The sequence below is a fragment of the Bacteroides togonis genome (assembly GCF_900130135.1).
Taxonomy (GTDB): Bacteria; Bacteroidota; Bacteroidia; order Bacteroidales; family Bacteroidaceae; genus Bacteroides; species Bacteroides pullorum.
Genome location: NZ_LT670820.1, coordinates 803,122 through 829,887 on the forward strand (window position 1 = coordinate 803,122; position 26,766 = coordinate 829,887).

General features: G+C 48.1%; 24 protein-coding genes and 1 pseudogene. 19 read left to right on the forward strand and 6 right to left on the reverse strand.

Features of this window, described 5'->3' with window-relative positions; translation table 11 throughout:
- Nucleotides 1-2: 2 nt before the first annotated feature.
- The 19 genes and pseudogenes from BQ8005_RS03555 (at nucleotide 3) to BQ8005_RS03645 (ending at nucleotide 22,161) form a co-directional block, all read left to right on the forward strand.
- On the forward strand, nucleotides 3-1,334 hold the full coding sequence (locus tag BQ8005_RS03555; RefSeq protein WP_075317068.1) for a site-specific integrase: 1,332 nt from the start codon (nucleotides 3-5) through the stop codon (nucleotides 1,332-1,334).
- A 3-nt stretch (nucleotides 1,335-1,337) separates the two neighbouring features.
- Complete coding sequence (locus BQ8005_RS03560) at nucleotides 1,338-2,429, forward strand: DUF6043 family protein (protein ID WP_083610487.1); 1,092 nt, start codon at nucleotides 1,338-1,340, stop codon at nucleotides 2,427-2,429.
- Between the two features lie 134 nt (nucleotides 2,430-2,563).
- Nucleotides 2,564-3,136: a type IV toxin-antitoxin system AbiEi family antitoxin domain-containing protein gene (locus BQ8005_RS03565; RefSeq protein ID WP_075317069.1), complete on the forward strand. Its 573-nt coding sequence runs from the start codon at nucleotides 2,564-2,566 to the stop codon at nucleotides 3,134-3,136.
- Entirely contained in the window at nucleotides 3,133-4,002 is an 870-nt protein-coding gene (locus BQ8005_RS03570; protein ID WP_075317070.1) for a nucleotidyl transferase AbiEii/AbiGii toxin family protein, read from the forward strand. Before BQ8005_RS03565 ends, BQ8005_RS03570 begins: the two co-directional genes overlap by 4 nt.
- A gap of 498 nt (nucleotides 4,003-4,500) precedes the next feature.
- Nucleotides 4,501-4,851 (forward strand): helix-turn-helix domain-containing protein, encoded by a 351-nt coding sequence (locus tag BQ8005_RS03575; RefSeq protein ID WP_234983990.1) that lies wholly within the window; start codon nucleotides 4,501-4,503, stop codon nucleotides 4,849-4,851.
- Nucleotides 4,848-6,278, forward strand: coding sequence for a DUF3987 domain-containing protein (locus BQ8005_RS03580; protein ID WP_317044827.1), 1,431 nt, complete (start codon nucleotides 4,848-4,850; stop codon nucleotides 6,276-6,278). The genes BQ8005_RS03575 and BQ8005_RS03580 overlap by 4 nt, the downstream gene beginning before the upstream one ends.
- Before the next feature lie 136 nt (nucleotides 6,279-6,414).
- Complete coding sequence (locus BQ8005_RS03585; protein ID WP_075317071.1) at nucleotides 6,415-7,440, forward strand: DUF6371 domain-containing protein; 1,026 nt, start codon at nucleotides 6,415-6,417, stop codon at nucleotides 7,438-7,440.
- A gap of 198 nt (nucleotides 7,441-7,638) precedes the next feature.
- Nucleotides 7,639-9,033: a MobV family relaxase gene (mobV, locus tag BQ8005_RS03590; protein ID WP_075317072.1), complete on the forward strand. Its 1,395-nt coding sequence runs from the start codon at nucleotides 7,639-7,641 to the stop codon at nucleotides 9,031-9,033.
- A gap of 360 nt (nucleotides 9,034-9,393) precedes the next feature.
- Nucleotides 9,394-10,137: a potassium transporter TrkG gene (locus BQ8005_RS03595; RefSeq protein ID WP_394334111.1), complete on the forward strand. Its 744-nt coding sequence runs from the start codon at nucleotides 9,394-9,396 to the stop codon at nucleotides 10,135-10,137.
- 54 nt (nucleotides 10,138-10,191) lie between these two features.
- Nucleotides 10,192-11,313: a universal stress protein gene (locus BQ8005_RS03600; RefSeq protein ID WP_075317074.1), complete on the forward strand. Its 1,122-nt coding sequence runs from the start codon at nucleotides 10,192-10,194 to the stop codon at nucleotides 11,311-11,313.
- Between the two features lie 16 nt (nucleotides 11,314-11,329).
- Entirely contained in the window at nucleotides 11,330-12,763 is a 1,434-nt protein-coding gene (locus tag BQ8005_RS03605) for an ATP-binding protein (RefSeq protein ID WP_075317075.1), read from the forward strand.
- Nucleotides 12,764-12,786: 23 nt separating this feature from the next.
- Entirely contained in the window at nucleotides 12,787-14,124 is a 1,338-nt protein-coding gene (locus BQ8005_RS03610) for a sigma-54-dependent transcriptional regulator (protein ID WP_075317076.1), read from the forward strand.
- Nucleotides 14,125-14,446: 322 nt separating this feature from the next.
- On the forward strand, nucleotides 14,447-14,527 hold the full coding sequence (locus tag BQ8005_RS17890; protein ID WP_075317077.1) for a potassium-transporting ATPase subunit F: 81 nt from the start codon (nucleotides 14,447-14,449) through the stop codon (nucleotides 14,525-14,527).
- 6 nt (nucleotides 14,528-14,533) lie between these two features.
- Nucleotides 14,534-16,240: a potassium-transporting ATPase subunit KdpA gene (kdpA, locus tag BQ8005_RS03620; protein WP_075317078.1), complete on the forward strand. Its 1,707-nt coding sequence runs from the start codon at nucleotides 14,534-14,536 to the stop codon at nucleotides 16,238-16,240.
- A gap of 4 nt (nucleotides 16,241-16,244) precedes the next feature.
- On the forward strand, nucleotides 16,245-18,263 hold the full coding sequence (gene kdpB, locus BQ8005_RS03625) for a potassium-transporting ATPase subunit KdpB (RefSeq protein ID WP_075317079.1): 2,019 nt from the start codon (nucleotides 16,245-16,247) through the stop codon (nucleotides 18,261-18,263).
- 12 nt (nucleotides 18,264-18,275) lie between these two features.
- A complete protein-coding gene (locus BQ8005_RS03630; protein WP_075317080.1) occupies nucleotides 18,276-18,866 on the forward strand; it encodes a K(+)-transporting ATPase subunit C in 591 nt (196 codons plus the stop codon).
- Nucleotides 18,863-19,606, forward strand: a pseudogene (locus BQ8005_RS03635) (hypothetical protein). The gene BQ8005_RS03630 and the pseudogene BQ8005_RS03635 overlap by 4 nt, the downstream one beginning before the upstream one ends.
- Before the next feature lie 475 nt (nucleotides 19,607-20,081).
- On the forward strand, nucleotides 20,082-20,987 hold the full coding sequence (locus tag BQ8005_RS03640; protein WP_075317081.1) for a helix-turn-helix domain-containing protein: 906 nt from the start codon (nucleotides 20,082-20,084) through the stop codon (nucleotides 20,985-20,987).
- 4 nt (nucleotides 20,988-20,991) lie between these two features.
- Nucleotides 20,992-22,161 carry a serine hydrolase domain-containing protein gene (locus tag BQ8005_RS03645; RefSeq protein WP_075317082.1) on the forward strand — a complete coding sequence of 390 codons (1,170 nt, stop codon included), beginning with the start codon at nucleotides 20,992-20,994 and terminating at the stop codon, nucleotides 22,159-22,161.
- On the opposite strand, the gene BQ8005_RS03650 is transcribed toward BQ8005_RS03645, so the two are convergent.
- From BQ8005_RS03650 to BQ8005_RS03675, 6 genes are all read right to left on the reverse strand, one after another.
- Complete coding sequence (locus BQ8005_RS03650; RefSeq protein WP_075318908.1) at nucleotides 22,146-22,937, reverse strand: UDP-2,3-diacylglucosamine diphosphatase; 792 nt, start codon at nucleotides 22,935-22,937, stop codon at nucleotides 22,146-22,148. The two genes, BQ8005_RS03645 and BQ8005_RS03650, sit on opposite strands and share 16 nt — an antisense overlap.
- 159 nt (nucleotides 22,938-23,096) lie before the next feature.
- Nucleotides 23,097-23,555, reverse strand: a complete 459-nt coding sequence (locus BQ8005_RS03655; protein ID WP_075317083.1) for a DUF4293 domain-containing protein — start codon at nucleotides 23,553-23,555, stop codon at nucleotides 23,097-23,099.
- Nucleotides 23,555-23,890, reverse strand: coding sequence for a DNA-directed RNA polymerase subunit omega (locus tag BQ8005_RS03660; protein ID WP_021847261.1), 336 nt, complete (start codon nucleotides 23,888-23,890; stop codon nucleotides 23,555-23,557). Before BQ8005_RS03660 ends, BQ8005_RS03655 begins: the two co-directional genes overlap by 1 nt.
- Before the next feature lie 35 nt (nucleotides 23,891-23,925).
- A complete protein-coding gene (locus BQ8005_RS03665) occupies nucleotides 23,926-24,762 on the reverse strand; it encodes an outer membrane protein assembly factor BamD (RefSeq protein WP_021847260.1) in 837 nt (278 codons plus the stop codon).
- Between the two features lie 161 nt (nucleotides 24,763-24,923).
- Entirely contained in the window at nucleotides 24,924-25,349 is a 426-nt protein-coding gene (locus tag BQ8005_RS03670) for an amino acid-binding protein (RefSeq protein WP_075317084.1), read from the reverse strand.
- 11 nt (nucleotides 25,350-25,360) lie between these two features.
- Nucleotides 25,361-26,677 carry a phenylacetate--CoA ligase family protein gene (locus tag BQ8005_RS03675; RefSeq protein ID WP_075317085.1) on the reverse strand — a complete coding sequence of 439 codons (1,317 nt, stop codon included), beginning with the start codon at nucleotides 26,675-26,677 and terminating at the stop codon, nucleotides 25,361-25,363.
- Nucleotides 26,678-26,766 lie beyond the last annotated feature (89 nt).

A 26,766-nucleotide genomic window follows, 5' to 3' on the forward strand; every position in this document is an offset into this window, starting at 1 on the left:
CTATGAAAGTGACCGCATTTATAAGGAAGACCGCATCTAAGAACAATGTCACCGACCTTGCACGGGTGTATTTCCGCCTGCGCGACAAGGGAGGCGTAGATATCAAGGCGGCAAGCGAGCTCTCCATCAGCCCCAACCACTGGAGTGCGGAGAAGCAGGGCTACAAATCCCGCGTTGCACTCGTCTCTGACGAGAAACGCATGAAGTTTGACGAAGACATACAGAACATCACACGCCTCATTGCCAAAGAGTACCACCGGGGAGTGGACGGCAAGTGGCTGCAAGCCTTGATTGAAGAATACCACCACCCCGGCATCAACTCCCATGCTGGGAGCAAGAGTGACGAGTATCGCTTGGTGACACAGATACAGCACTATGTAGACGAAACCATACTGGCATCGGACAGCCGCAAGCACCACCTTGCCAATATAGACAAGATTGGCAGGTATGAGCGATTTCAGAGGGAAGTGATGCACCGCCGCGGATTCCAGCTCAACGTTGACACGATAACCGCAGATGACCTGCGCGACCTGAAGCGATGGATGCAGGAGGAACATACCTATGGCGAGCAGTTCCCTCTTTTCTATAAAGATATCCCCGAGAGCAAGTACAAGTGGGAGCGTTCCGAGAACAGCATCACAGGCTGCTTCTACAGAATCCGCACCGTCATCAAATGGTGCATCAAGAAAGGCATGACCAAGAACAATCCCTTTGACCAGTACCAGATAGTCCAGCCCATGTACGGCGACCCTTTCTTCCTGAACCTGGAGGAGCGTGACAAGGTTTATTATGCCGACCTTAGCGTACTTGACCCGTGCTATGCCGTATATCGTGACGTGTTCATGTTCCAGTGTCTGATAGGATGCCGTGTGAGTGACCTTAACTCGCTGACCAAGGCAAACCTCGTGGATGGGTGTATAGAGTATATCCCCCAGAAGACCAAGCACGAGCACGCCAGTACGGTGCGTGTACCTCTCAACCAAAAAGCCAAGGACATACTTGCGCGTTACACCGACCTCGATGATGCCCTGCTGCCACGGTTCACGCAGACCATGTACAACAAGATGATCAAGCGCATCCTCAAACACGTTGGCATAGACCGTATGGTTCGGACTTTGAATCCAAAGACCAGGCAGGACGAGGCACGTCCGCTTTGGGAGGTCGCTACAAGCCATACCGCACGCAAGACCTTCATCGGCAACCTCTACAAGCAGGTGAAAGACCCCAACCTGATAGCATCTATGTCGGGACACTCCGAGGGAAGCCGCGCCTTTGCTCGCTACCGAAAGATAGATGATGAAATGAAGAAAGAACTTGTAGACCTACTCGACTGACATATGATGAAGGACAAAGAGAACAAGGAAAAGTTTGAGGTGTTTAAAGCCGGAATCCTCAAATGGAAGAACGAACACAGGGAAGAGTATAACGAATTTGCCCGCATCATGACAAACTGTGACGAGACCTTCTATTATCAGATATTCAAGGCTGTCAGCGGTCAGATGCGGCATATCGCAAGGGAATGGGAACTGACGTGGGGCGATGATGGGGATGAGACATTTGACTCCTTTTTCATACTGGTCTCCAAAGAGAACCTTCCACAGAAGATTGACGAAATGTTTTCCATGCCTGTTCCTGACACAGAGAGGAAAAACAGATGGAATGACATAGTCAGACGCATCATTGGCATGAAGCCGAAGATGAAAGTCCGGCTGTCCGCTCCTCTTTTGCTGAGTTGGCTATTTTACGGAAAGAGTTTCGAAAGCATGGTGGCGATGTTGGATAAACAGATGTCAAATCCCCATATAGAGCGTATCGACAGGATGAAATGCTCGCTTGCATCCAAAAGCATCATTGCCGTCAGCGTCAAGGGCGGTTATAGGACAAAGGAAGATTGGGAGCGCTATTTCTCTATGGAAAAAGCCAATAAAGACGATACAACCTGCGAATGGGCTTTACAGGATGCCATGAAAGACATTGATGCCAAAACGGGAACTGCACCTCTAACGGAAGCAGCAAAAGAGAATGTACAGCACCTGACTCCAGGAAGGAAGAAGTCCAAGGCATGTCCTCTTATAGACTATCTGCCAGCAGACAGCGGTGAGGCTATCATTTCCTACATCCGTAAATACATCACGACCCACCAATCTGGCATACAGCAGGCTCTACCATATTTTGTACTGAAGGAAATGCCACTCAGACTTCCTCTTCTCAATGGAGTGGAATATGCCACTGCCATGACAAGACAGTTCCCCGATGTCAGTGAACTCCTTAGCGAACATTCCCTCAGACAGGCTGTCGGTAAACTGGCTGGAACAGAAACACAGCTGTTGGAGAAGGACAGCAAGAAGCTAATGTGTCGGTACATCGAAAGCGATGCTAACCAGAAGTTACTCGAAGAGCTCCGGAATGACATAGGTAAGATTATCTGATACAAAGCCATTTGGAGGTGTCAAACTGTCGAATATATGTTAATTTCTCATGGCTGATGAGTACTTTTCTAAACAATCAGACTACAATTAGAAATAAATGTAGTAACTTTGTACACGAAATAAAGTATAAAGTCATGGAAGGCAAGAGATACAGCAACAGTTTCACCTCATCTGGGATGGTAAAGGAGGAAGGAAGGGCAGCATACTATAAACTGCTGGACAGCGTGCGTGATGGTGATACCATACGTATCAAGCGCGGGGTGTATGCCACAGCTGAACAGTTGGCCGACACTATGATAGATGTTCAAGCCATTGTTCCAGGTGGAGTATTGTGTCTTTTCTCCGCATGGAACGTGCATGGGCTTACTACCTCGTTGCCACAAGCTTACCACATTGCCGTGAAGAGAGGCAGGAAGGTCACGCTCCCTGTCTTCCCCAAAGTTGAACTGCATCACATCACCGATACGATGTTTGACATAGGTGTCGAAGAACAGATTGTCAGCGGCTATCGCATACTGACATATAATAAGGAGCGGTGCGTATGTGATGCCGTGAAGTACCGCAACAAAGTCGGTATGGATGTTTGTGCCGAAGTGGTAAACAACTACCTGTCACTACCCGGCAGAAACCTCTCCCTGCTTTTTGACTATGCCGACAAACTGAGAGTTAGAAGAATCCTTGAACAGTATATTGCACTAAAGCTATGAGCGAGACAAAGAACTTTGGAAAATCCATCAGAGCAAGGCTGCTTAACGTGGCCAAGCAGGAGGAAGTGTTCTATCAGACCATCCTGACCAGATACTTTCAGGAGCGTCTGCTGTACCGTATCTCCCAAACCCGTTATCGTGAGAACTTCTACTTGAAAGGCGGTGCGCTGATGTATGCCTATGAGAGGTTTGCCGCCCGTCCCACATTGGACATAGACTTTCTTGGCACTCGCATCAGCAATGATGGCAAGCGCATAGCCGAGGCGTTCCGCGAGATATGTTCGGTTGATTGCAAGGAGGATGGTGTACAGTATGATTGCGACAAGATTGTCACCCAAAACATCACCGAGTTCAAGGATTATCATGGTGTCCGTCTGAGTATTCCGGTGGCCATGGACACCATCGCACAAGTGCTTACGATGGATGTTGGTTTTGGCGATGTAGTTACACCACATCCTGTTTCATTGGACTATCCTCTGTTGTTGGAGGGACTGCCCGAAGCAAGCATCCTTGCCTACTCCACAGAAACCGTGATTGCAGAGAAGATGCATGCTATCATAGACCTGGCTGACCAAAGCAGCCGTATGAAAGACTATTACGACATCTACCACCTGCTTACATCATTCCAATACGACACTGTCATTTTGCAGGATGCCATCAACCGCACCTTTGAGAATCGTTACACACCCTATAATGCTGGCACGATGTTTTTCAGGGAAGACTTCCCCAATCATCCTCAGATGCAGGTTAGATGGTCAGCTTTCCTGAGAAAGGCTGCTATCAATAGTGCCTTGTCATTTACTGAGGTGGTGCGTTGGCTCCAAGACACATTAAGACCATATTGGACAGCATATGGTCGTATGTAACACTAACTGAATTTGGTTACTTAGACTCTTTTTCGATACAGACTTGGTTACTTTTTATCAATTCAAAGTAACTAAGTCGGTGAGCAAAGTAACCAAGTTGAAGAAGAGCGTAACCAAGTCGGAGGAAAAGTAACCAAGTCCAAGCCGACTTAGTTACCGACTATCATCTCCGGCTTGCTAACAAACACGTGGACACCCGTAGAATCCCACCGCAAGCAACCAAAGATACAGAAAGAAGCGATAAATAAATGAACATCCTTCGGCATGTCCACAATCAAAATAGGTGGATTTTGAACATTTTGCATTGTCATAAATTGTCATTTTTGTCGTGACAAATAAGACAAAACACTTTCTTTCAATCACTTACAGAATCAGCGTAATTTTGCACCGTCAAATCTTCCCCGAGGTTTGGCGGTGCCTCTTTTTTATGCGCCATCGGAAGGGAGGCATCAGGGATTTCAGGTAATGGCCATTGTAGAACTCATAAAGATTATGATTATGTCAGTAAATATAGAATCCTTGGTCGAGCAGGGCGTGAACGTCAAAATAGAAGTCACTGCTGCAGACCTCAAGATGTTCGGTGAGGGAATAGCCGAACGGGCAATCATGGCATACAGGCAAGAGATAGAGAGCAAGAAACCCCAGGAGGAGACCTACTGCAATACACGTGAGGTGAGAGAACTCCTGAATGTGTGCGACGGCACGCTCAATCTGTGGGCAAAGCGTGGCTATCTCGTACCCGTCAAGGTAGGGAACAAGAACATGTATGCCATGAGTGACGTACGCCGCATCCAGACAGGTGGCAGGAACGACACTGTAACCAACTACTGCAAAAGGAAGGAGGCATGAGCATGGGTATCGCACAGGAAATATGCAACAATATCATGTCGGAGGTACAGGGCATCAAGGATACAGACTTTCCTCTGGACGCTTTCCCTGAGAAGGTGCAGACCATCATCCTTGATATGGTAAGATACGAGAACTTCAAGGTGGAGTATCTCGCACCTGCCATGCTCTCGGCAGTCTCTTCTGCTTTGGGAGGAACCTACTATGTAAGGGTGAAAGGTCAATGGATAACCAATGCCGCACTCTACATCATCATGGTGGGCAGACCAGGGCTGGGCAAGACACCGCCTCTTGAAGCGGCATTCCGTCCCATACGAAGAAACGACAATGTGAAGATGGAGAAGTTCAAGGCCGACATGGCCACCTATCAGAATGCTGCGAAGGAGAGCAAGGGAGACTGCGGAATGGAGAAGCCGGTACTTGCACGCACTCTTGTTTCAGACTTCACCCCTGAAGCCCTGCTCCTCGCCCATTACAACTCCCCTCGCGGTATCACTATTTTGGTGGATGAGATTATGGGCATGTTCAATTCCGCCAACCGCTACAACAACGGACAGCTGATAGAACAGTTGCTGACGGCGTGGAGCGGAGGCGCACTGGATGTGGTACGTGTCAACAACCCCATACCAATCCATATCGAACGACCCTGCATTAATATGATAGGAACCACTCAAACGAAGCGTATGGGAGAACTGATGAAGAAGGGATATGAGGAGAACGGACTGCTTGACCGTATTCTGTTCACGCTTCCCAAGGTGCAGCAGCTGACACTTTGGACGAAGGAAGAGGACAACTCTACACATCATCGTTCCGCTTCAGCCATGGAGGCATGGCAGAACATCATCAGCAAGGTTCTCGCCCTTGACTATGAGACAGGTGAGGACGGAAAAGAGCCTAACTTCCATATTATAGACATGGAGAAAGAAGCGAGGGATGAGTTCATTGCAAGTCACAATGCCACCATACAGCGTACAAATGCCATTGAGGATGACAATATGATAGAGTCCCGTCCGATGAAAGCCCCTGTCCATATGGCACGCATCGCACTTAACCTACAAGCGTTGCGCTATGCCTGTGGCGAGAGCCACCTCCAGTTCGTGACTAAACAAGCTATGCATGGGGCTATAAGATTGATGGAATACTTCGAGGATTCCTATTGCAGGATAAGGGAGTATGTCGCCAACGATGCCTGTGACGAGCCTTCAAGGGAACTGCTCTCGACGCTGAACGATTCGTTCACCACCGCGGAGGCGCTTGCAGCAGGGAAGCAGCTAAGGGTGACCGACCGCACGGTGATGAACTACCTGAAAGAGCTTGCCAAGAACAGACTTATAAAGAAGATTCGGCAAGGGGAATACCAGAAGACGGTCTTTGAGACACAACAAATGACTACTTCTGAGGAATCCCGAAATGTAAACTGCAACGAATAAACCACCGTTTCACATTTCAGTTCCTTCAGTTTTTCAGTTTGCAGTAGTAAGAGGAGTGAATCAACAGGGTTCAGGTTTCTGCAAAACTGAAAGAACTGAAAACTGAAATCAGAGCAATTTCATTTCAGAAACTACTATGGAGAAATATAAGTATCATCTTGAAAAGTACCATCCGGGCAGCAAGAAGCCTTGCCCGCAATGTGGCAGGAAAGTCTGTTTCACACGCTATGTCGATGCCAGTGGGAATCATGTCTTCCCTAAGCATGTAGGGCGTTGTGACCACGAGCATAGTTGTGGCTACCATTTCTCGCCAAGTGACTACTTCCGTGAGAATCCCGAAGAGTCAATATCTCTATCAAGGAAACATGTGATTACGCCAAAGAACTTATCTGTCACTATAAAGGAGCAACTTCCATCATTCATAGACAGAAGCATCATGGAGCAGACTCTCTCACACTATGCCATCAATCCTTTGTACACATTCCTTGCCAGATGTATGGGAAAGGCAGAAGCAGACAGGCTATGTAGCCTTTACCGGATAGGCACGTCAAGAAAATGGGGAGGTTCTGCCGTATTCTGGCAGGTGGATTGCAATGGTCGTGTCCACACAGGAAAGATCATGCTTTATGATGCCATAACAGGCAAAAGGGTGAAGCATCCCCAGCCGCACGTCTGCTGGGTGCATACGGAAATGAGGCTGAAGGACTATCATCTCCGCCAGTGCTTCTTCGGCGAGCATCTCCTTTCCTTATATCCCGACTGGAAGGTCTTCGTGGTGGAGAGTGAGAAGACAGCTGTCATTGCCTCGCACTTCATGCCTGATGTGCTGTGGGTAGCCACAGGCGGAAAGAACGGTTGCTTCAACGAACGTGCCATCTCTTCCTTGGCTGGCAGGGATGTGGTGTTGATGCCCGACCTCGGAGCCACACAGGAGTGGCAGGCAAGGCTCCCCATGCTCGACAAGGTCTGCCGTTCTGTATCAGTCAATGACATTTTGGAGACGATGGCAACGGATGAGCAGCGAAGCCAAGGTCTGGACATAGCCGACTTTCTCCTGATGGAAGACACACCGCAGATGATACTCAAGAAGATGATAGACCGCAACCCTGCTTTACAGACGCTCATTGATGAGCTTAGATTAGAACTCGTTCAAGAACCGTAATGTGGACAGCTTGCTGTCATGAGTAAAGGTATTTATAAAATGCCGTAGCTTATTAGGGCATTTTCGTCTCTTCCCCTCTGCGAGTGGCAGCGCAAAAAAGCCCCATAAGCGGATGGACGGCGGCATCCGTGGTTGATAGATCGGCATTTTATTAACAAGAAGATTATCAATGTATCATAAACAAAACAATTAAGAAAGATGAAAGAACAATACGCAGTATGCCACCTTCAGCGCGGTAGTGGCAACGACAGCGGAATGTCGTGCCACATCGAGAGAAAGGATGCCCAGGACAAGACTTATGTGCCGGACAATGCCGACCGTAGCCGCACGCATCTGAACAGGGAACTGGTATCATTTCCCGAAGAGGTCAGGAACAGGACTGAAGCCATACAGTACCGCATAGACAATGCAGGACTGTCACGCAAGGTCGCTGGCAACCAGTGCAAGGCTATTCGCATCATTCTTACGGGGACACACGAGCAGATGATGAAGATACAGGAAGAAGGCAGGTTGGGGAGGTGGATAGAAGCCAACATGAGATGGCTGAATGAGACCTTCGGCAAGGAAAATGTTGTATCGTGTGTGCTGCACATGGACGAGAAGACTCCCCACCTGCATGCCACCATCGTTCCCATCGTCACTGTCGAAAGGCAACGCCGTGAACGAGAGGGAGAGAGGAAGTACAATACTAAGTCTGGTCCACGACTGTCAGCAGATGACGTGCTCAAACGTGCTAAACTACACGAGTATCAGAATACCTATGCCGCTGCCATGAGTGAGTTCGGTTTGAAGCGTGGCATTGTCGGTTCCACTGCCAGACATATTGCCACATCTACCCACTACAAGCAGCAGATGCAACAGCTTGAGGCGAACATCGCCAAGTTGCAGGAGGAAGTGGAGAAGACCAAGGAGGGCAAGAGCACATTACTCGCCATATTTGGTAAAGGTGACCTTGCCAAGGCAAGGAAAGAGTTGGCATCAAAAGACGAAGAACAGGCAAAGCTCCAGGCTCAGATTGCAAAACTGGAGGCTGAGAAAGCCACTCTAAAGCAGAAGCATGAATCTGACATAGCAAAACTGCGGAATGGCTATCAGAAGGAAATCGATGTTGCCATCAGGCGTGCGGAGATTGCAGAGCGGAAAGCTGCCGAGAAGGAGACTATCATTGAAAGGCAGAAGAACAGAATTGACGAACTTGACCGCAAAGCCAATCCTCAGCGATACCGACTTTCATCGGGAGCGGAACTCATCGGTTATCGCTTCCTTGGTAAGAACCCTTATACCGTCACCCTGAAAATCTGGACAAAGGTTAAGGAGATTGAACATACCGCTGTCACCTACCTCAGCGATAGCGACAAGCGATTGCACGCCTTCAGCAATGGGGTATTGACAGAACACGAGTTTGTCAACGCCTGTTTTAGCGCTGCCGAGCAAGTCAACGAGATACAAGCCAATTTACTCAGTGCTGCCATTGAACTGGCAACAGGCGGTACAGCCCAACCTCATGTAGGCACTGGTGGCGGAGGCTCAACATCAGAACTGCCGTGGAGGAACAAAGATAAGGATAAGTACAAAACCACGAAAAAGAGATGATAGTTTTCACCTAAAGGAAATCGAATAGTAATATTGTCATAATGGAAGACAAGCTTTTCAAAATGAAAGGGTACCTAAGGCAGCCTATTTTGTTTGAAAAAATCTTATATCTTTGATTATAAGTTGTTTGTCATATTGTTTGGATCTTTGGTACTTCATTTGCATATTGAGATGTAGGTATTATTATAGTCATATATGGTTTTAAAGCAATACGATGTAACTCCTAATATGGGAAAGGTGCATATACATGAAATAAGCTATCGGTTCATTGCCCACCTGATTGGACAGCTGTTGGCATTTGAATCTATGCTGTTGTGTGTATGCTGCTGTATGTCTATGATATATGGCGAAAGCGATTTGATGTCCTTCATCGTTTCTTTTGTTATATGTCTGACGGCAAGCGTTATTCTGTTGGTATATGGTCGGAAGAAAGAATCCGCTCCATCACGCTATGAAGCGTATATAGTGGTGGCTCTTTCTTGGATATTTTTTACGGTTTTCGGAATGTTTCCCTACCTGTTGGGTGACTTCATCCCTAATATCACGGATGCTTTTCGCAAGACCCTGTTTCAGGTGGCTACCTGCCATACTTCATGCGGTTTTACCACCGATGATTACAACCTATGGCCGTCATTCACATGGATGCTGCTGATATTTGCCATGGTGTCGGGTGGATGTACGGGTTCTACCAGTGGAGGTGTCAAGAATCTCCGACTAATCATCATTGCCCAGTGCATACGCAACCAGTTCCGTCAGATATTGCATCCACGCGCTGTGCTGCCAGTAAGAGCCGGCAGTATGTTTGACAATAATATAGTGACAATGGTTCTTGTATTCTTCGCTGCCTATATCGCAGTAGTTTTTATAGGCTGGACACTGCTGATGGCATTCGGAGTGGGTTTTACGGAAGCTATGAGCACCGTGATTTCGGCCATGGGCAATGTAGGGCCTGGATTAGGTTGTTTTGGACCAGCTTTCTCTTGGGCGGCACTGCCCGATGCAGCCAAATGGACGCTCTCCTCCCTGATGCTCATCGGCAGACTGGAGATTTTCGGTTTCCTTCTCATATTCCACCGCTCTACATGGAGGGGCAGTTGGTCATAGGCAAATATAGTTTCCATAGCACAATAAATGTATCACATTAAACGTTTTATATAGATGGAAGAAAATGCAAAGCACTTTCTCGACCTGATACGGCGGTCGCACCGTGGACGGTTCAAGATATATATCGGGATGATTGCAGGAGTGGGCAAGACCTTCCGCATGCTTCAGGACGCACGCGAGATGCTAAGGTGCGGCACTGATGTACAGATAGGCTATGTGGAAACACACGGCAGACCGGATACGGTACGAATGCTAAAAGGTCTGCCTGTGATTCCCCGAAAACGGGTATTCTACAAGGGCAAGGAGATTGAAGAGATGGACCTTGATGCTATCCTTCAGATTCATCCCGAAATCGTGATTGTGGATGAGTTGGCACACTCCAATGTGGAGGGACAGCGCAATGCCAAGCGATGGCAAGACGTGATGGAGCTGTTAGATGCTGGCATCAACGTTCTCTCTGCTGTCAACATCCAGCATATCGAGAGTCTGAACGATGAGATAAAGGCGATGGTTGGCATTGACGTTAAGGAGCGTATTCCCGACCGTGTACTTCAGGAGGCTGACGAAGTGGTGAACATCGACCTTTCGGCAGAAGAACTCGTGGAGCGTCTGAAATCCGGGAAGATATATGCCAAGGACAAGATACAGACTGCACTTGAACATTTTTTCCAGACAAAGAATATCCTGCAACTACGAGAGCTGGCACTCCGCGAGGTGGCTTTCCGGGTGGGGAAGAAAGTGGAGGAACAAGTGCCGACAAAAGATGCTAAAGCCAAGGGGATGTCGAAAATCGTGGTGTGCGTGAGCAGCAACAACGAGACACAGCAGCACATCATCCGTAAGGCTGCCCGCCTGGCTGACGGTCTTGATGCTGAGTGGATGGCACTGTATGTGCAGACAGCCCACGAAGATTCCGACCGCATTCCCTTGGACACTCAACGTCATCTGATGAGTCACCTGGAGTTAGCCATGCAACTTGGCGGACAGATACACAAGGTGGTTTCCGAAAACATCCCCCAGAGCATTGCCGACTTCTGCCGCCAGCAGCATGCCACCCTGCTCTGTATGGGACAACCCTCATTCTCCCTCCCACGCCTGCTTATGCGTGCTGGGAGTTATCGAAAATTATTGGCTGAACTGAAAGAAATGGGCGTGGATTTAGTTATCTTCGCATAAAAAAATTGATAAGCTTATGACTACAAAAGAAAAACTTACACTCTCTGTGGGCATCTTAGTGTCGCTGATTATCGGACTGGTAGTACTCTCCGTCATCAGTCTGCAGATACTGACCGCCACAGAACCCACATCACCTGTAGCAGACTACGGCCTTACGAGGGCATTGACATTGCTGTTGTTGTTTGGCGGACTGAGTATCTCCGTAGGCGTATGGATGCTGCTGAGGTTGCCGGGGTATATCACCCGACCCTTTCAGGAACTGACCAAAGGCATCAACGAGATTGCCAACCACAACTACGACACACGCCTGAACATTCGTGGAGGGGAAGCCATGGAGCAACTATCCTCCAATTTCAACCGTATGGCAAGGCGACTCGGTGATTACCACAACTCGTCGCTCTCGAAGCTTAGGGTATCAAAAAGATACATAGAGACCATCATCGACTCTATCGATGAGCCTATCATCTGTTTGGACAACGAGCGGACACTCTTCTTTATCAACAACGAGGCACTCGACATACTCAACCTCCGGCGAGAAGATACTGTGGGAAAGTCGGCACAAGATACAGCCATGCGCAACGACCTGCTGCGCCGACTGCTCATCGGACTTGGCGACAAACAGCCTGAACCGCTGAAGATATATGCCGACAACAAGGAGAGTTACTTCCAAGTGAAATATTTGCCCGTAAAGATGACTGGCAGCGATGGTGGAGTAAAAGACAGCGGCACTGTGATTATGCTGAAAAACATCACCGAGTTCCATCAGCGGGATGTGGCTAAGACCACTTTCATATCCACCATCTCCCACGAACTGAAGACCCCAATTTCAGCCATACTGATGAGCCAACAGCTGCTGGCCGACAACCGCGTGGGTTGGCTGAATCCCGAACAGAAGGAACTTTCCGACAGCATACGCGAGAATGGCGAGAGGCTGCTCAGCATCACTGGTGAACTGCTCAACATGACACAGGTAGAGAGTGGCGTGCTCCAGCTCAAACCCCATATAACAAAGCCTATCGAACTGATTGACTATGCCATCAAGGCCAATCAGGTGCAGGCAGACAAGTTTCACATCAACATTGAGGTGGATTATCCGAAGGAGAAAATCAGCAAGCTCTATGTGGATAGTGAGAAAATTGCATGGGTGCTGACCAATCTGTTGAGCAATGCCATCCGCTATTCATCGGAGAACGGACGCGTGATTATCGGAGCCTTTCAAGAGGATGAGCATCACATCGTGATGTACGTGCAAGACTTCGGACGAGGCATCGACCCACGCTACCATGAGAGCATCTTCGAACGCTACTTCCGTGTGCCTGGAACCAAGGTACAGGGCAGCGGACTGGGACTATCCATCTCGCGCGACTTTGTAGAGGCACATAACGGTACATTGACAGTTGAAAGCGAATTGGGCAAAGGCAGCAAGTTTATAGTCACACTACCTGTGTGAGAATTAAGAATTAAGAATTAGCAATGAACAAGATACTTATCATAGATGACGAGCCTACCATCCGAATGTTGCTTTCGCGCATATTGGAACTGGAAGGTTATGAAGTGTTGAAAGCAAAAGACCGTGCCACGGCACTCTATACACTCAGGAAGCAAGAGGTGCAGGTGGTGCTGTGCGACGTCTTCCTGCCCGATGGCAATGGCGTTGATATGGTGCAGGAACTGCAGCAGTTGGCTCCTGCGGCAAAAATCATTCTCCTAACCGCCCACGGCAATATCCCCGACGGGGTGCAAGCCATCAAGAACGGAGCTTTTGACTATATCGTCAAGGGTGACGACAACCGAAAAATAATACCTATTGTCAGCCGTGCTATGGATGCCATAGCTTCAGAGCAGAAGAAAAAGACCGCAAGTCAGAAAACCTCCAAAATGCATACGTTTGACACCATCGTAGGCCGTTCGGCAGCAATCGTTGATGTTATTATGCAAGCCCGCAAGGTGGCGGCAACCGATGTCAGCGTGCTCATCAACGGCGAGACAGGCACAGGCAAGGAAGTCTTCGCTCAGGCCATTCATAGTGCAAGCCGGCGTGGCGGGAGTGCCTTTCTTGCCCTCAACTGCTCGGCATTCAGCCGGGAGTTGCTCGAAAGCGAACTCTTCGGCTACAAGGCTGGGGCTTTCACGGGAGCGGTGAAGGACAAACGAGGACTATTGGAGGAAGCCAACCATGGCACTGTGTTTCTCGACGAAATAGGTGAGATGGCACTGGAGCTGCAGTCGAAACTGCTGCGTGTGCTCGAGACTGGCGAGTTTGTGAAAGTGGGCGACACCAAGACCACCCGTGTGGATGTGCGCATCCTATCTGCCACCAACCGCAATCTGAAGGAAGAGATAGCTGCTGGCCGATTCCGCGAAGACCTCTACTTCCGCTTGTCGGTGTTCCGAATAGAACTGCCTCCCCTTCGGCAGCGCAAGGAAGACATACTTCCGCTTGCCAAGCATTTTATCGATAGGTATTCTGGTCAAATAGGTCGTCTCACCCCGACACTGTCTTCCGAAGCAAGGGATTTGTTCCTGTCTTATCCATGGCCTGGCAATGTGCGCGAAATGATGAATGCCGTCGAGCATGCCCTTATCGTATGCGACGGTGAAATCACTCGTAATGATTTGCCCATCGACATGCTTTCGGGTGAGATTTCCCCAGCCAGCGATGATTCGTTTGACTTGAAGAGCGTGGAGCGTAACCACATCATCAAAGTGCTTCATCATACGCACGGCAACAAGACCGAAACCGCAAGACTGCTCAAGATAGGTCTGACCACGCTCTATCGCAAGATAGAGGAATATGGAATAACTATTTGAGTGCTTCAACCTGTCATATCTGCCCTTCCAAAGTGAATGTGATTTTTTCATTTTGGAAGGGTTTTTATTGCCTTTAATTTCAACTCTAACTTCTATAGAATACTCATACACAGTGATTTACAAATTTACGAACCTGTTTGGCACGCCCATTGCGATACATAAAGGTGACATCATTTATGTATAACTTATAAAAAAGAAAGAAAATGGATTTGTTTACAATTGGATTTGCAATTTGCCTGCTGAGCGGCTTGGGCTGCTTCTGGCTGTTTTTCAAATGTATCGATTGGTTTGAGGAAATCTAAAGAAAGAGGAGGTAGAGATTATGTACACAACATTGTTTATTATCAGCTTGGTGGCTTTTGCGTATCTGATGTACGTGCTCATCAAGCCCGAAAAATTTTAGTTACGTATGAATACGGAAATTTTGGGAGTTATCCTACAGATTGTCCTTATGGTAGGACTTGCCTTTCCGCTTGGTAAATACATTGCCAAGGTGTATAAAGGCGAAAGGACGTGTCTCGACTTTTTGAAGCCGGTGGAACGTTGGATGTACAAGTTGAGCGGTGTGAATCCCGAAGAGGAGATGGACTGGAAAAAGTTCCTACGTGCATTGCTCGTGGTTAACTTGTTTTGGTTTGTATGGGGTATGGTGCTCTTGGTCGCACAAGGTGTATTGCCGCTCAACCCTGACGGCAACATCGGACAGACATGCCATCAGGCATTCAACACCTGTATCTCGTTTATGGTGAACTGCAACCTGCAGCACTATAGCGGCGAGAGCGGTCTGACCTATTTCACGCAGCTCTTCGTCATCATGCTCTTCCAGTTTATCACTGCCGCTACAGGTATGGCTGCCATGGCAGGTATCATGAAGGCATTAGCTGCAAAGACGACACAGACTATAGGCAACTTCTGGCGCTATCTCGTGTTGAGCACCACCAGAATATTGTTGCCATTGTCGCTCGTTGTAGGCATGATACTGATTGTGGAAGGTACACCGATGGGCTTTGACGGAAAGATGGAACTGACAACCCTTGAGGGACAGACACAACAGGTGTCGCAAGGTCCTACGGCAGCCATAGTGCCCATCAAGCAACTGGGCACCAACGGTGGAGGATACTTCGGTGTCAACTCATCTCATCCATTGGAGAATCCCACCTACCTGACAAATATCGTGGAGTGCTGGAGCATTCTAATCATCCCTATGGCATTGGCATTCGCCTTCGGCTTCTATCTCAAGAGGCGCAAGTTGGGGTATAGCATCTTCGGCGTAATGCTGTTTGCCTATCTTGTGGGTGTGGGCATTAACGTATGGCATGAAACCAATGGCAATCCGCGAATAGACGCCATGGGCATAGCCCAGGACGGAGGTGCCATGGAAGGCAAGGAGGTGCGCATTGGTTCAGCGGCTGGAGCGCTGTGGAGTGTTGCCACCACAGTCACATCCAATGGTTCGGTCAACTCGATGCACGATTCCACCATGCCATTGTCGGGAATGATAGAGATGCTCAATATGCAGATAAACACATGGTTTGGCGGTGTTGGTGTAGGATGGATGAACTACTTCACCTTTATCATCATCGCAGTGTTCATCAGCGGACTGATGGTGGGACGAACGCCCGAGTTTCTTGGACATAAGGTGGAAGCACGCGAGATGAAGATAGCCTCGATAGTGGCTTTGCTCCATCCGTTCATCATCCTTGTAGGCACGGCATTGGCAGCCTGGTTGTTTGTCCATGCGCCTGAGTTTGTGGCAAGCGAGGGTGGTTGGCTCAACAATCCCGGTTATCACGGACTGAGCGAAATGCTCTACGAATATACCTCATCTGCAGCCAACAACGGTTCGGGATTCGAGGGACTGGGCGACAACACATGGTTTTGGAATTACTCCTGCGGCATCGTGCTTATCCTCGGACGTTTTGTGCCGATAGTTGGTCAGGTGGCTATCGCAGGTATCATGGCGAAGAAGAAATACATACCAGAGAGTGTGGGAACACTCAAGACCGACACCGTCACATTCGGTGTGATGACCTTTGCCGTCATCTTTATCGTGGCAGCCCTGTCGTTCTTCCCAGTGCATGCGCTTAGTACAATTGCAGAACATTTAACTTTGTAATGATATGAATAGTCTATTTGAAAAAGAACAAGTTATAGATAGTGTCAAGCAGTCGTTTGTGAAGCTTGACCCGCGGCAGATGATCAAGAACCCCATTATGTTCACGGTGGAGACATGTACTGCCATTATGCTGCCCGTGACCGTTTATTCGTTGTTCAGCAGTGAGCAAGGCTCGTTTGCTTACAACGTGTGGGTATTGTTTATCCTCTTCATCACACTGCTGTTTGCCAACTTTGCCGAGGCTATTGCCGAAGCACGTGGTAAGGCTCAGGCAGACAGTCTGCGCAAGACACGCGAGGAGACACCTGCAAAGCTCTATGTGAACGGTAATATCAAGACCGTGAGCAGTTCTTTGCTGAAGAAGGGTGACGAGTTTGTATGCGATGCCGGCGATGTGATTCCAGCCGATGGTGAGATTGTGGAAGGACTGGCGTCCATCGACGAGAGTGCCATCACGGGCGAGTCGGCTCCCGTCATCCGCGAGGCAGGTGGCGACAAGAGCAGTGTGACGGGCGGTACAAAGGTGCTGAGCGACCATATTCGTGTGGTGGTGACGACACAGCCTGGCGAGAGTTTTCTCGACAAGATGATTGCCCTCGTGGAGGGTGCATCACGTCAGAAGACACCCAACGAGATTGCGCTCACCATATTGCTGGCGGTGTTCACCCTCGTGTTCCTCATCGTGTGTATCACGTTGAAACCCTTTGCCGACTATACGGGTACGGTTATCACCATAGCCTCGTTCCTCTCGCTCTTTGTATGTCTTATCCCTACCACCATCGGCGGACTTCTCTCTGCCATTGGTATTGCCGGTATGGATCGTGCCTTGCGTGCCAACGTCATCACTAAGAGCGGTAAGGCGGTGGAGACTGCCGGCGACGTGGATACACTGTTGCTCGACAAGACCGGAACCATCACCATAGGCAACCGTAAGGCTACGGCGTTCTTTCCTGCCGAAGGTGTGGACAAGGCCGAATTCGAACAGGATTGCCTTCTTTCATCTATATCCGACGACACTCCCGAGGGAAAGTCGATTGTAGAGTTGGGACGCAACGACGGATTTAAGATGAGGGCATTGCACACCGAGGGTGCACGTATGATAAAGTTTACAGCCGAGACAAAGTCGTCGGGCATCATTCTGAAGGACGGCACTGAGATTCGTAAGGGAGCCTTCGACACCATGCGCCATATAACAGAGGAAGCCGGCTACACCTTTCCCGAGCATATCTCTTGTCTCGTGACAGCCATAACGGGCAATGGCGGTACGCCACTTGTAGTGACTGTCAACAAGAAGGTTGTGGGAGTGATTGAACTGCAGGACATCATCAAACCGGGTATTCACGAGCGTTTTGAGCGGCTGCGCAAGATGGGTGTGAAGACGGTGATGGTGACGGGCGACAACCCGCTCACTGCCAAGTATATCGCCGAGAAGGCAGGTGTGGATGACTTCATTGCCGAGGCAAAGCCAGAGGACAAGATGAACTATATCAAGGCTGAGCAGAAGAATGGTAAACTCGTAGCCATGATGGGTGACGGAACCAATGATGCACCGGCTTTGGCACAGGCAGATGTAGGTGTGGCAATGAATAGTGGTACGCAGGCTGCCAAGGAGGCAGGTAATATGGTGGATCTCGACAACGACCCGACAAAGCTCATCGAGATTGTGGAGATAGGCAAGCAGCTGCTCATGACACGTGGCACACTCACCACCTTCTCCATCGCCAACGATGTGGCGAAGTATTTTGCCATTGTGCCGGCTCTCTTTATGGTATCCATTCCACAGTTGGCTGCGCTTAACATCATGGGACTTCATTCTCCCGATAGTGCCATCCTGTCGGCGGTCATCTTCAATGCCATCATCATTCCGCTGCTTATACCCTTGGCTTTGCGCGGCGTGAAGTACAAGCCGATTGGTGCAAGTGCACTGTTGCGCCGCAATCTGCTGATATATGGCGTGGGAGGCATCATTGCTCCTTTTGTGGGTATAAAATTAATTGATTTACTTGTCGGTTTTTTCTTTTAAAATAATACGGATATGAAAAATTTCATAAAAGCCTTTAGGCTGACAATAGTAATGTGTGTGTTTCTTGGCATCGGATATGTGCTTGTGTTGTGGCTTTTTGCCAAGGTGGCAGGTCCGGGCAATGGCAATGCCGAGACAGTAGTGGTGGATGGCAAGGTGGTGGGTGCTGCCAATGTGGGGCAGCAGTTCACCAAGGACATCTATTTTTGGGGACGTCCTTCCTGTGCCGGCAATGGCTATGATGCCGCCAACTCATGCGGAAGCAACAAGGGACCTACGAATCCTGAATATCTCGCTGAAGTGAAGGCTCGTATCGACACGTTCCTCGTCCATCATCCTTACCTCAAGCGCAAGGATGTGCCGGCGGAGATGGTTACTGCCAGTGGTTCGGGTCTTGATCCCGACATTACCCCTCAGTCAGCCCGTGTGCAGGTGAAGCGGGTAGCTGGTGCCCGCCATATCGACGAACATCTCGTGGCGTCGATTGTAGAGCAATCCATCCAACGCCCGCTGCTCGGACTTTTCGGCCCCGAGAAAGTAAATGTATTGAAACTGAATGTGGCTCTTGATAAACTTAAACCAAGATTAATTTCACAAAAATGATGAAGACAAAGGTTATTATCGCATCTATTTTGGGAGCGGCTATGACGATATCGTCATCCGCTTCCGCACAAGACAAAATCACAGTGAATGGAAACATTGACCTGGTAAACAACTACGTCTGGCGAGGTATGGATCAGAACTCCGGGTTCTCGGTACAGCCTTCTCTAAGCCTTTCCTACAAGGGATTATCATTGTATGCCTGAGGCAGTCAGAGCATTACCAACAATGCCGACCGCGACGTTCAAGAATTTTACATCAACCTCAGTTACTCCAGCAGCGGATTCTCTGCTACCCTGACAGATTATTGGTGGGGCGGATCACACAATCCTTACGGTTACTACAAGCATGGACCTGCCGACAATCCCATAGATGGAGGCCATCACTTGGAGGCAACAGTGGCTTACAACTTCGGCGACAAACTGCCTCTCACTCTCGCTTGGTCAACCTGGTTCGCCGGAGCCGACGTTCGGACAAATGACTTCAAGCGTTGCTATTCGTCCTATATCAATGCGTCGTACGATATTGCATGTCCTGCGCAAGTGACACTGACCCCCTCTATCGGTTTCACGCCATGGAAAGGCTACTATCAAGACAAAGCGGCTGTCACTGACATATCGCTGAAAGCATCAAAGAGTATCAGCGTATCTGAAACACTTTCGATGCCACTCTTTGTACAAGCTATCGTCTCACCGATAAACGATCATGTGTATCTCGTGGCAGGTACAGGATTAGGATTTTGACAATACAGATTATTAGTTGACCGTGCTGTAATCATCATCGACTGCGGCACGGTTTCATTTAATATGCCTACATAACAACAAAGGTAAATATGAATGAAAGTTAATTGGGACTATTTAGAAAGCATGCCTACATTTACTCTTTCATCTTATTCTTGCAAAACCAACTATATTTATCAAATAGAATAACAGGAAATGGGACATATTAGGTATCAAAACGTCCATTATACATGTATTTACTCTTGACTAACAGTAGGTTAGACGCATGATTTAGGTTCAAGCATGGTACATAATATAAATCTTATCATATTCTCTGGTAGTTTATCTTAGATGATGCAAAAATAGAAAGCACTTACAAGACCAAAGTGACGATAAGTGGGATGTTTGTATCCATTTTACTGATATCAATAGGTTCTTGTTCCTCTTCTAATGGGAAATTTTTATCTTTGCGATTGGACATCTATTTTGGAGAAGTTTTATGAGTAAGATATTGAAAGTAAAAAATGTAAGTGATTACAGCCGCTATGTCGGAGCTACAGACTTTCATCCATGGGTCAACGTTATCGATTTTGCGGAAGTATCGCCTGTACGCCATTGTCTGAACAACTATGGAGTTTATGGCATATTCTTGCACGACGAATCAGAAATAGACTTGGCATACGGCCGCGGAAAATACGATTATCATAAAGGGACACTCATTTGTGTGGCCCCCGGTCAAATAGGAGGCAAAGAAGACAACGGAGAAGAGGTTTATCTGACAGGATGGGCATTACTATTTCATCCTGATCTGTTACACGGAACTCATTTGGAAAAGGAAATCAAAGAATATTCGTTTTTCGACTATCGCATCAACGAGGCTCTGCACATGACTGGCGAAGAGCGAAATTTATTCATTTCGCTGATGCGGCAAACCCGTAAGGAAATCGAGCGCAAGCATGATGCCGTTCAAAATGCGATTATTGTGGAATACATAGGCCTGATGCTAAATTTCTGCCAACGGTTCTATAACCGTCAGTTTATGACCCGTGAACCGGAAAACTCTGATGTACTCATGAAATTTAATAACTTATTGCGGAATTATTTCGATGAGAACCAACAACTATCACTCGGTTTGCCCACTGTCCAGTATTTCGCAGACAAGCTTTGCATGTCGTCCAACTATTTCGGTGATCTCATAAAAAAGACAACCGGAGATACAGCAAGCAATTATATCCGTCAGTACATTGTTCAAGAAGCCAAGAACCAACTCGCCAGTGGAACAGGTGTTGCCCAAGTAGCATACAGCTTGGGATTTGAATATTCCCAGCACTTGAGCCGCATGTTCAAGAAGCAAACAGGAATGACACCGTCGGAATATTGCTTGAGTATCCAAAACAAAAAGTAAGCCTATGAAAACGAAGAAAAAAAACATCTTTCGCGTGCTCATCGCTTTGGCAGTAGTGATAGTTGTTGTTTATGCCTCCCTGCCCTACTACGCCCGTCAGGCGCTCATCCACTGGATGCCTGTCATTGATGATCTGGAAACCTTCCACCGTCACACGGTACACCACAATCCCGATGATGTATGGCACTGGCCCCTCGCTGCCGACTATAACCGCTATCAACTGACAGAGAATGATGCACACTATCTGGACAGCCTGCACACCGTGTCCTTCCTCGTCATCCATCATGACAGCATCGTCTTCGAAAGTTATCGCGACGGGTGGAACGACACGCTGACCTCGAACATCTACTCTGCCACGAAAACTATCGTAGGACTACTGGCAGGCATTGCACTTGATGAAGGAAAGATACACAGCTTGGACAATCCCGTATCACGCTACATACCGTCCTATACCCAAGGAATGCAGGCCGATGTCACCTTGCGCCACCTGCTCACCATGAGCGGCGGCATGGCGTGGGATGAGGCGTATGCTTCGCTCTTCTCCGTCACCACACACGGTTATTACGGTAACGACCTTTACGATCTGGTAACCGGTTTGGATGTAGTTGACCAGCCCGGCATACAATATTCCTACCGCAGCGGCGAAACGCAACTGCTGGCTTTCGTCATCGAAGCCGCCACCGAACAGACACTAAGCGAATATGCCGAAGAGAAATTATGGAAACCCATGCAGGCCGAACGCGATGCCTACTGGCTGCTGGACAAAAAAGATGGTGATGAAAAGGCTTTCTGCTGCTTCCACACCACGGCACGCGACGTGGCCCGTTTTGCCCGCCTCCTATTGCATCACGGCAACTGGCACGGACGCCAACTGATATCCGAAGCCTATATGGACGAACTGATGCGCCCTGCCTCGTACTTGAAAGACCAATGGGGTAAAGATACGCTCAGCTATTATGGTTTCCAGACGTGGATCATGGATTATCACGGTATGCGCTGCCCTTACCTGCGCGGCATGTTGGGACAGTACATCATCGCCATCCCCGAGATGAATGCCATCGTCGTACGTCTGGGACGCAAACGCTGTGATGTTTATAACCGCGAAATAACGACCGACATCACACGGTATATGAATATCGCAATGAAGATACTTAAAAATCAAGAGGCAATCTGACGAACCGGATTCTCGGTTTGCTCTATCTGCAACTCTCCGTAGCGGATAACTGTCCAGTTACCGTCTTCATCTTCAGCCAAAGCAGACATTGTCTCCACCCAGTCACCCGAGTTGAGGTAATGGATGTCATTGTACCACGTATCGGCCGGATGATGGATATGACCACATATCACGCCGTCGCACTTGCGGGCACGGGCAAACTTCACCAATTCCTGTTCAAAGTCGGAAATATAGGAAACTGCTGTTTTTACCTTCTGCTTGATAGCCTGCGAGAGTGAATAGTAAGGCAAGCCGTGGCGCATACGGTAGTTGTTGTAGATTTTGTTGAGCCAGAGCAGGAAGGTGTAACCCCAATCGCCTAGCTGCGCCAACCACTTCATGTTCGTGGTCACTGTATCGAAGATGTCACCGTGAGTCACGTAGTAGCGCTTGCCGTGGCTCTCGTGAATAAAGTCCTTCACAATGCGGATATTGTAAAAGGTAAAGGGCACCAGACTGTCCAAAAAATCATCGTGATTGCCCCGCACGTAAATGACCTCCGTACCCTGTTTCTCCATCATCTTCATGAGAACCTTGAAGAAGTCTGTGTGACGGGCCTGCCACTTGCGGGTACCTCCCTTACGCAAAGCCCATCCATCGATAATGTCTCCGTCCAATATCAGGCGGCGGCAGTTCACCGATTTCAGGAAATTGGTCACTTCGGTTGTCTTGGAATGTGATGTCCCCAGATGGATGTCGGACAGCACAATGGTAGAATAGAATGTACGTAGACGCATCATTGTTCAGTGTGTTGTTTTTCTGTCACAAAGATGCACACTGTGTATGTCAAACGTATGTAGTTGAGGTTACAATCGTGTAAATAAACGGAAAACAAAAAAAGAGGGTAATCCATGCTGGAACACCCTCTTCTCTCTATACTAGTTTACCGGATTACTTTATCGCAATCTGTCGGCTGCTTTCACTTTCACTTCATCACTAAAGATAGCACGGAAAGCCAGATAATTCAAAATAATACAGACTGCAGGCAGACACAATGCCCATCCCAGCTGAAAGCTGTCAGCACCCAATTTGCCCTTCAGCATGTACCAGAACACAGCTGCGACAATGTAATAACCGATCAGCAGCAAACTGTTGAATATGGTCATACGTACCTGCAACATGCGATTACGGAACAGGAAAATAGTTCCCAATGCTACAATGGCACACAGCAACAAAATACCGAACATGCCCCATGTGGACTGAAAACTTCCGTCAGCCAAAGTCACTCCCAGCGGCTTGAATACCGATGCGTTCACCCCATCTGCTGCAATGAACGAACCTACCGGCTGACACATGGTAACAACCAGCAAGATGGTGACTACCAACAGATAAACAGATTGAATACGCTGTATCATTACTGCAGTTTTTCTTTTTCTTTTGCCGGATTGCGGTAGTATACCTTGCCTTCGATATATTCCTGAGTAGCAATCAACGTCGGTTTCGGCAGTTTCTCATAATAGCGTGAAATCTCTATCTGCTCACGATTTTCAAATACTTCTTCCAAGTTGTCATTATAGGATGCGAACTCGGCCAGTTTCTTGGACAAATCATTTTTGATTTCCACACTGATTTGATTGGAACGCTTTCCGATAATGGCCACTGTTTCATAAATGTTGCCGGTATCTTCACACAGTTCCATCAAGTCGCGTGTCACGGTAGTTACCGGAGCATTGGTTTTTCTGTAATCCATAATTTTTACCTTATATTATAAATTAAGTTTTTCGGTTATTCAGTTACTTCTTCTTCAGTGCTTCCTTCACCCAATTCTGCCTGAGACTTGCTAAAAATCCGTTCGGCTTCCTTCAGGTACTTGCTTTCAGGAAATTCATTCTTGAAGGCATAATATTCGTCCACAGCCTCACGATAGCGCTCTTGCTTTCTTTCTTCCACACTGTATACAGCCAGTTCGTATTTGGCTCTCAGAATCAGGATCGACAAGTCTTCACGCAAATTGGTATAAGGATAATCTTTCAGGGCATTCTGTGCGGTGATGACACATGACTGGTAGTTATTGCCCATATAATTGCCCAAGTTGTAATACAATTTGGCCGACAAGTATTCTTTCATAACCAGCTTGTCCTGCAACTCGAAAATCATTTGCTGGGCTTCCTGATGCTTGGCGCTTTGCGGATAGTATTCCATAAACATCTGAAGCTCGTCAATTGCTTTGTAAGTGCTCGACTGATCCAGACGGGGTTCCGGAGTATCCAGGAACAGGGCCTTACCTGCATGGAAACGGGAGAGTTCGGTATATGTACCTCGCGGATAAACCTGATAATACTGAATAAAGGTTTGTGCGGCAGTCTGATAATCCTGCTCATTATAATAGCACATACCCAGCATATAAAGCGATTCTTCCGCCTTATCCGTTCCCTTCAGAATGGCAATCAACTCATTCAGCAAAGTGGCGGCACGGTTATATTGTCCTTTGGCAAAATAGGACTTGGCAGCTTCATACTTGTACTCATAATCCGTACTTTTCAGCAGTTTATTATACTCACCACACGATGTCAATCCCAGCGCTGCTGCCAGCAAAGCTACAATAAAGATATTCTTTTTCATTCGGTTATTCGCAAATATTGCGCAAAGATAGAGCTTCGCACTGAATAAAACAACGATACGAAACTTAATTTTTCAAAAACATAAAGGCAGAAACGGCCAGCGGTAGGCAATCATCCCCAAGAGATGCTATCCCCCACCGCCAACCGTCAATCGCCAATGGATCAAAGTTTATACAAATCGTTTGCTGCCAGCAGCTCTACACGACGCTCTTTCAGCACACGCAGGCAGTTCTCCATGTCGCTGGGACGTATTACCACATTGGCATGATCTCCGTTGGCAAACGAATACATATATTCGATGAACACTCCTTCGTCCGACAGATACTGGAGCACTTTGGCCAATGCTCCCGGAATGTTAGGACAAGAAATACCTACCACGTCATTCACATTTACGGCAAAATGGTTTTCCTTCAACAGCTGATAAGCTTTCTCCGGCTCAGAAACCACTCCTCTCAGAATACCGAAATCGGCCGTTTCTGCGATACACAGGGCGGAGAGGTTGATACCACCTTCAGCCAATACCCGGGTTACCTCCGTAAGGCGTCCCGACTTATTCTCCAAAAAAATTGATAATTGTTTTGCAATCATAGCGATATAGTTTATCTTTCAAATTTTCTCTTGTCTACTACACGTTTTGCCTTACCCGTACTACGCTCGATACTGCGCGGTTCCACCAGCTTCACATCTACACTCAAGCCCAATACACTTTGCAGACGGGCTGTCAGACGCTTCTTCATATCCATCATCTTCTTGATTTCGTCCGAATAGAATTCAGGCCTTACCTCCACTTGCAGCTCCATCGTATCCGTATTATTTACACGGTCTACAATCAGCTGATAATGCGGTTCGAATTCCGGCATCTCCAGCATGACAGACTCGATCTGCGTCGGGAATACGTTTACACCACGGATAATCAGCATGTCGTCGCTGCGTCCCAGGATGCGGTCCATGCGCACCAGTGTACGTCCGCAAGCACATTTTTCATAATGCAGAGCTGTCAGGTCTTTCGTCCGGTAACGCAACAGAGGCATTCCTTCCTTTGTCAGGTGCGTAAACACCAGTTCGCCCGTTTCACCGGGTGCCACAGGTTCCAGTGTTTTCGGATCTACGATTTCCGGAAAATAATGGTCTTCGTTCAGGTGCGTACCATGCTGGCATTCACATTCATAGCCTACGCCCGGGCCAGCCACTTCGCTCAGCCCATAGATGTCATAAGCCTTGATACCCAGCTTGGCTTCGATATCATGACGCATCTGTTCCGTCCATGGCTCCGCACCGAAAGCGCCTGCTTTCAGTTTGAATTCCTCACGAGGTAACCCCGAATCACGGATGGCATCCGCCAGATACAGTGCATACGACGGTGTACAACACAGCATCGTAGCGCCAAAATCATGCATCAGCGTAATCTGTTTCTCCGTATTTCCACTGGACATCGGTATCACAGATGCCCCGATATTCTCGGCACCGGCATGAGCGCCCAATCCGCCCGTAAAAAGTCCATATCCGTAAGATATCTGGAAGACGTCCGAACGATCTGCGCCATAAGCCGTAAAAGCTCGCGACAGACATTCGGCCCACACCGACAAATCTTTGCGCGTGTAGCCCACCACCGTCGGTTTACCTGTAGTGCCCGACGAGGCGTGGATGCGTACAATCTGACTCATAGGCACGGCACAAAGTCCGAAAGGATAATTATCCCTCAGATCATATTTCGTGGTGAAGGGCAGCTTCACAATGTCGTCTATACTGTTGATGTCGTCGGGAGTGATGTCCAGTTCCTGCATTTTCTTGCGGTAGAAAGGCGTGTCGTGGTACACCCGCTCTACCGTTTTCTTCAACCGGATCCCCTGCAATCTCCGCATGCTCTCCCGATCCATGCATTCGATGCTTTCATTCCAAATTTTGTTGTTTTTCATAATGTCTTTCACGTTGTTTAGTGCATTTCCCGCAAAATAAATAAAATGTTTCCTATTCCACAAGTTTTCTGTCAAAAAGAAAAAGGCCC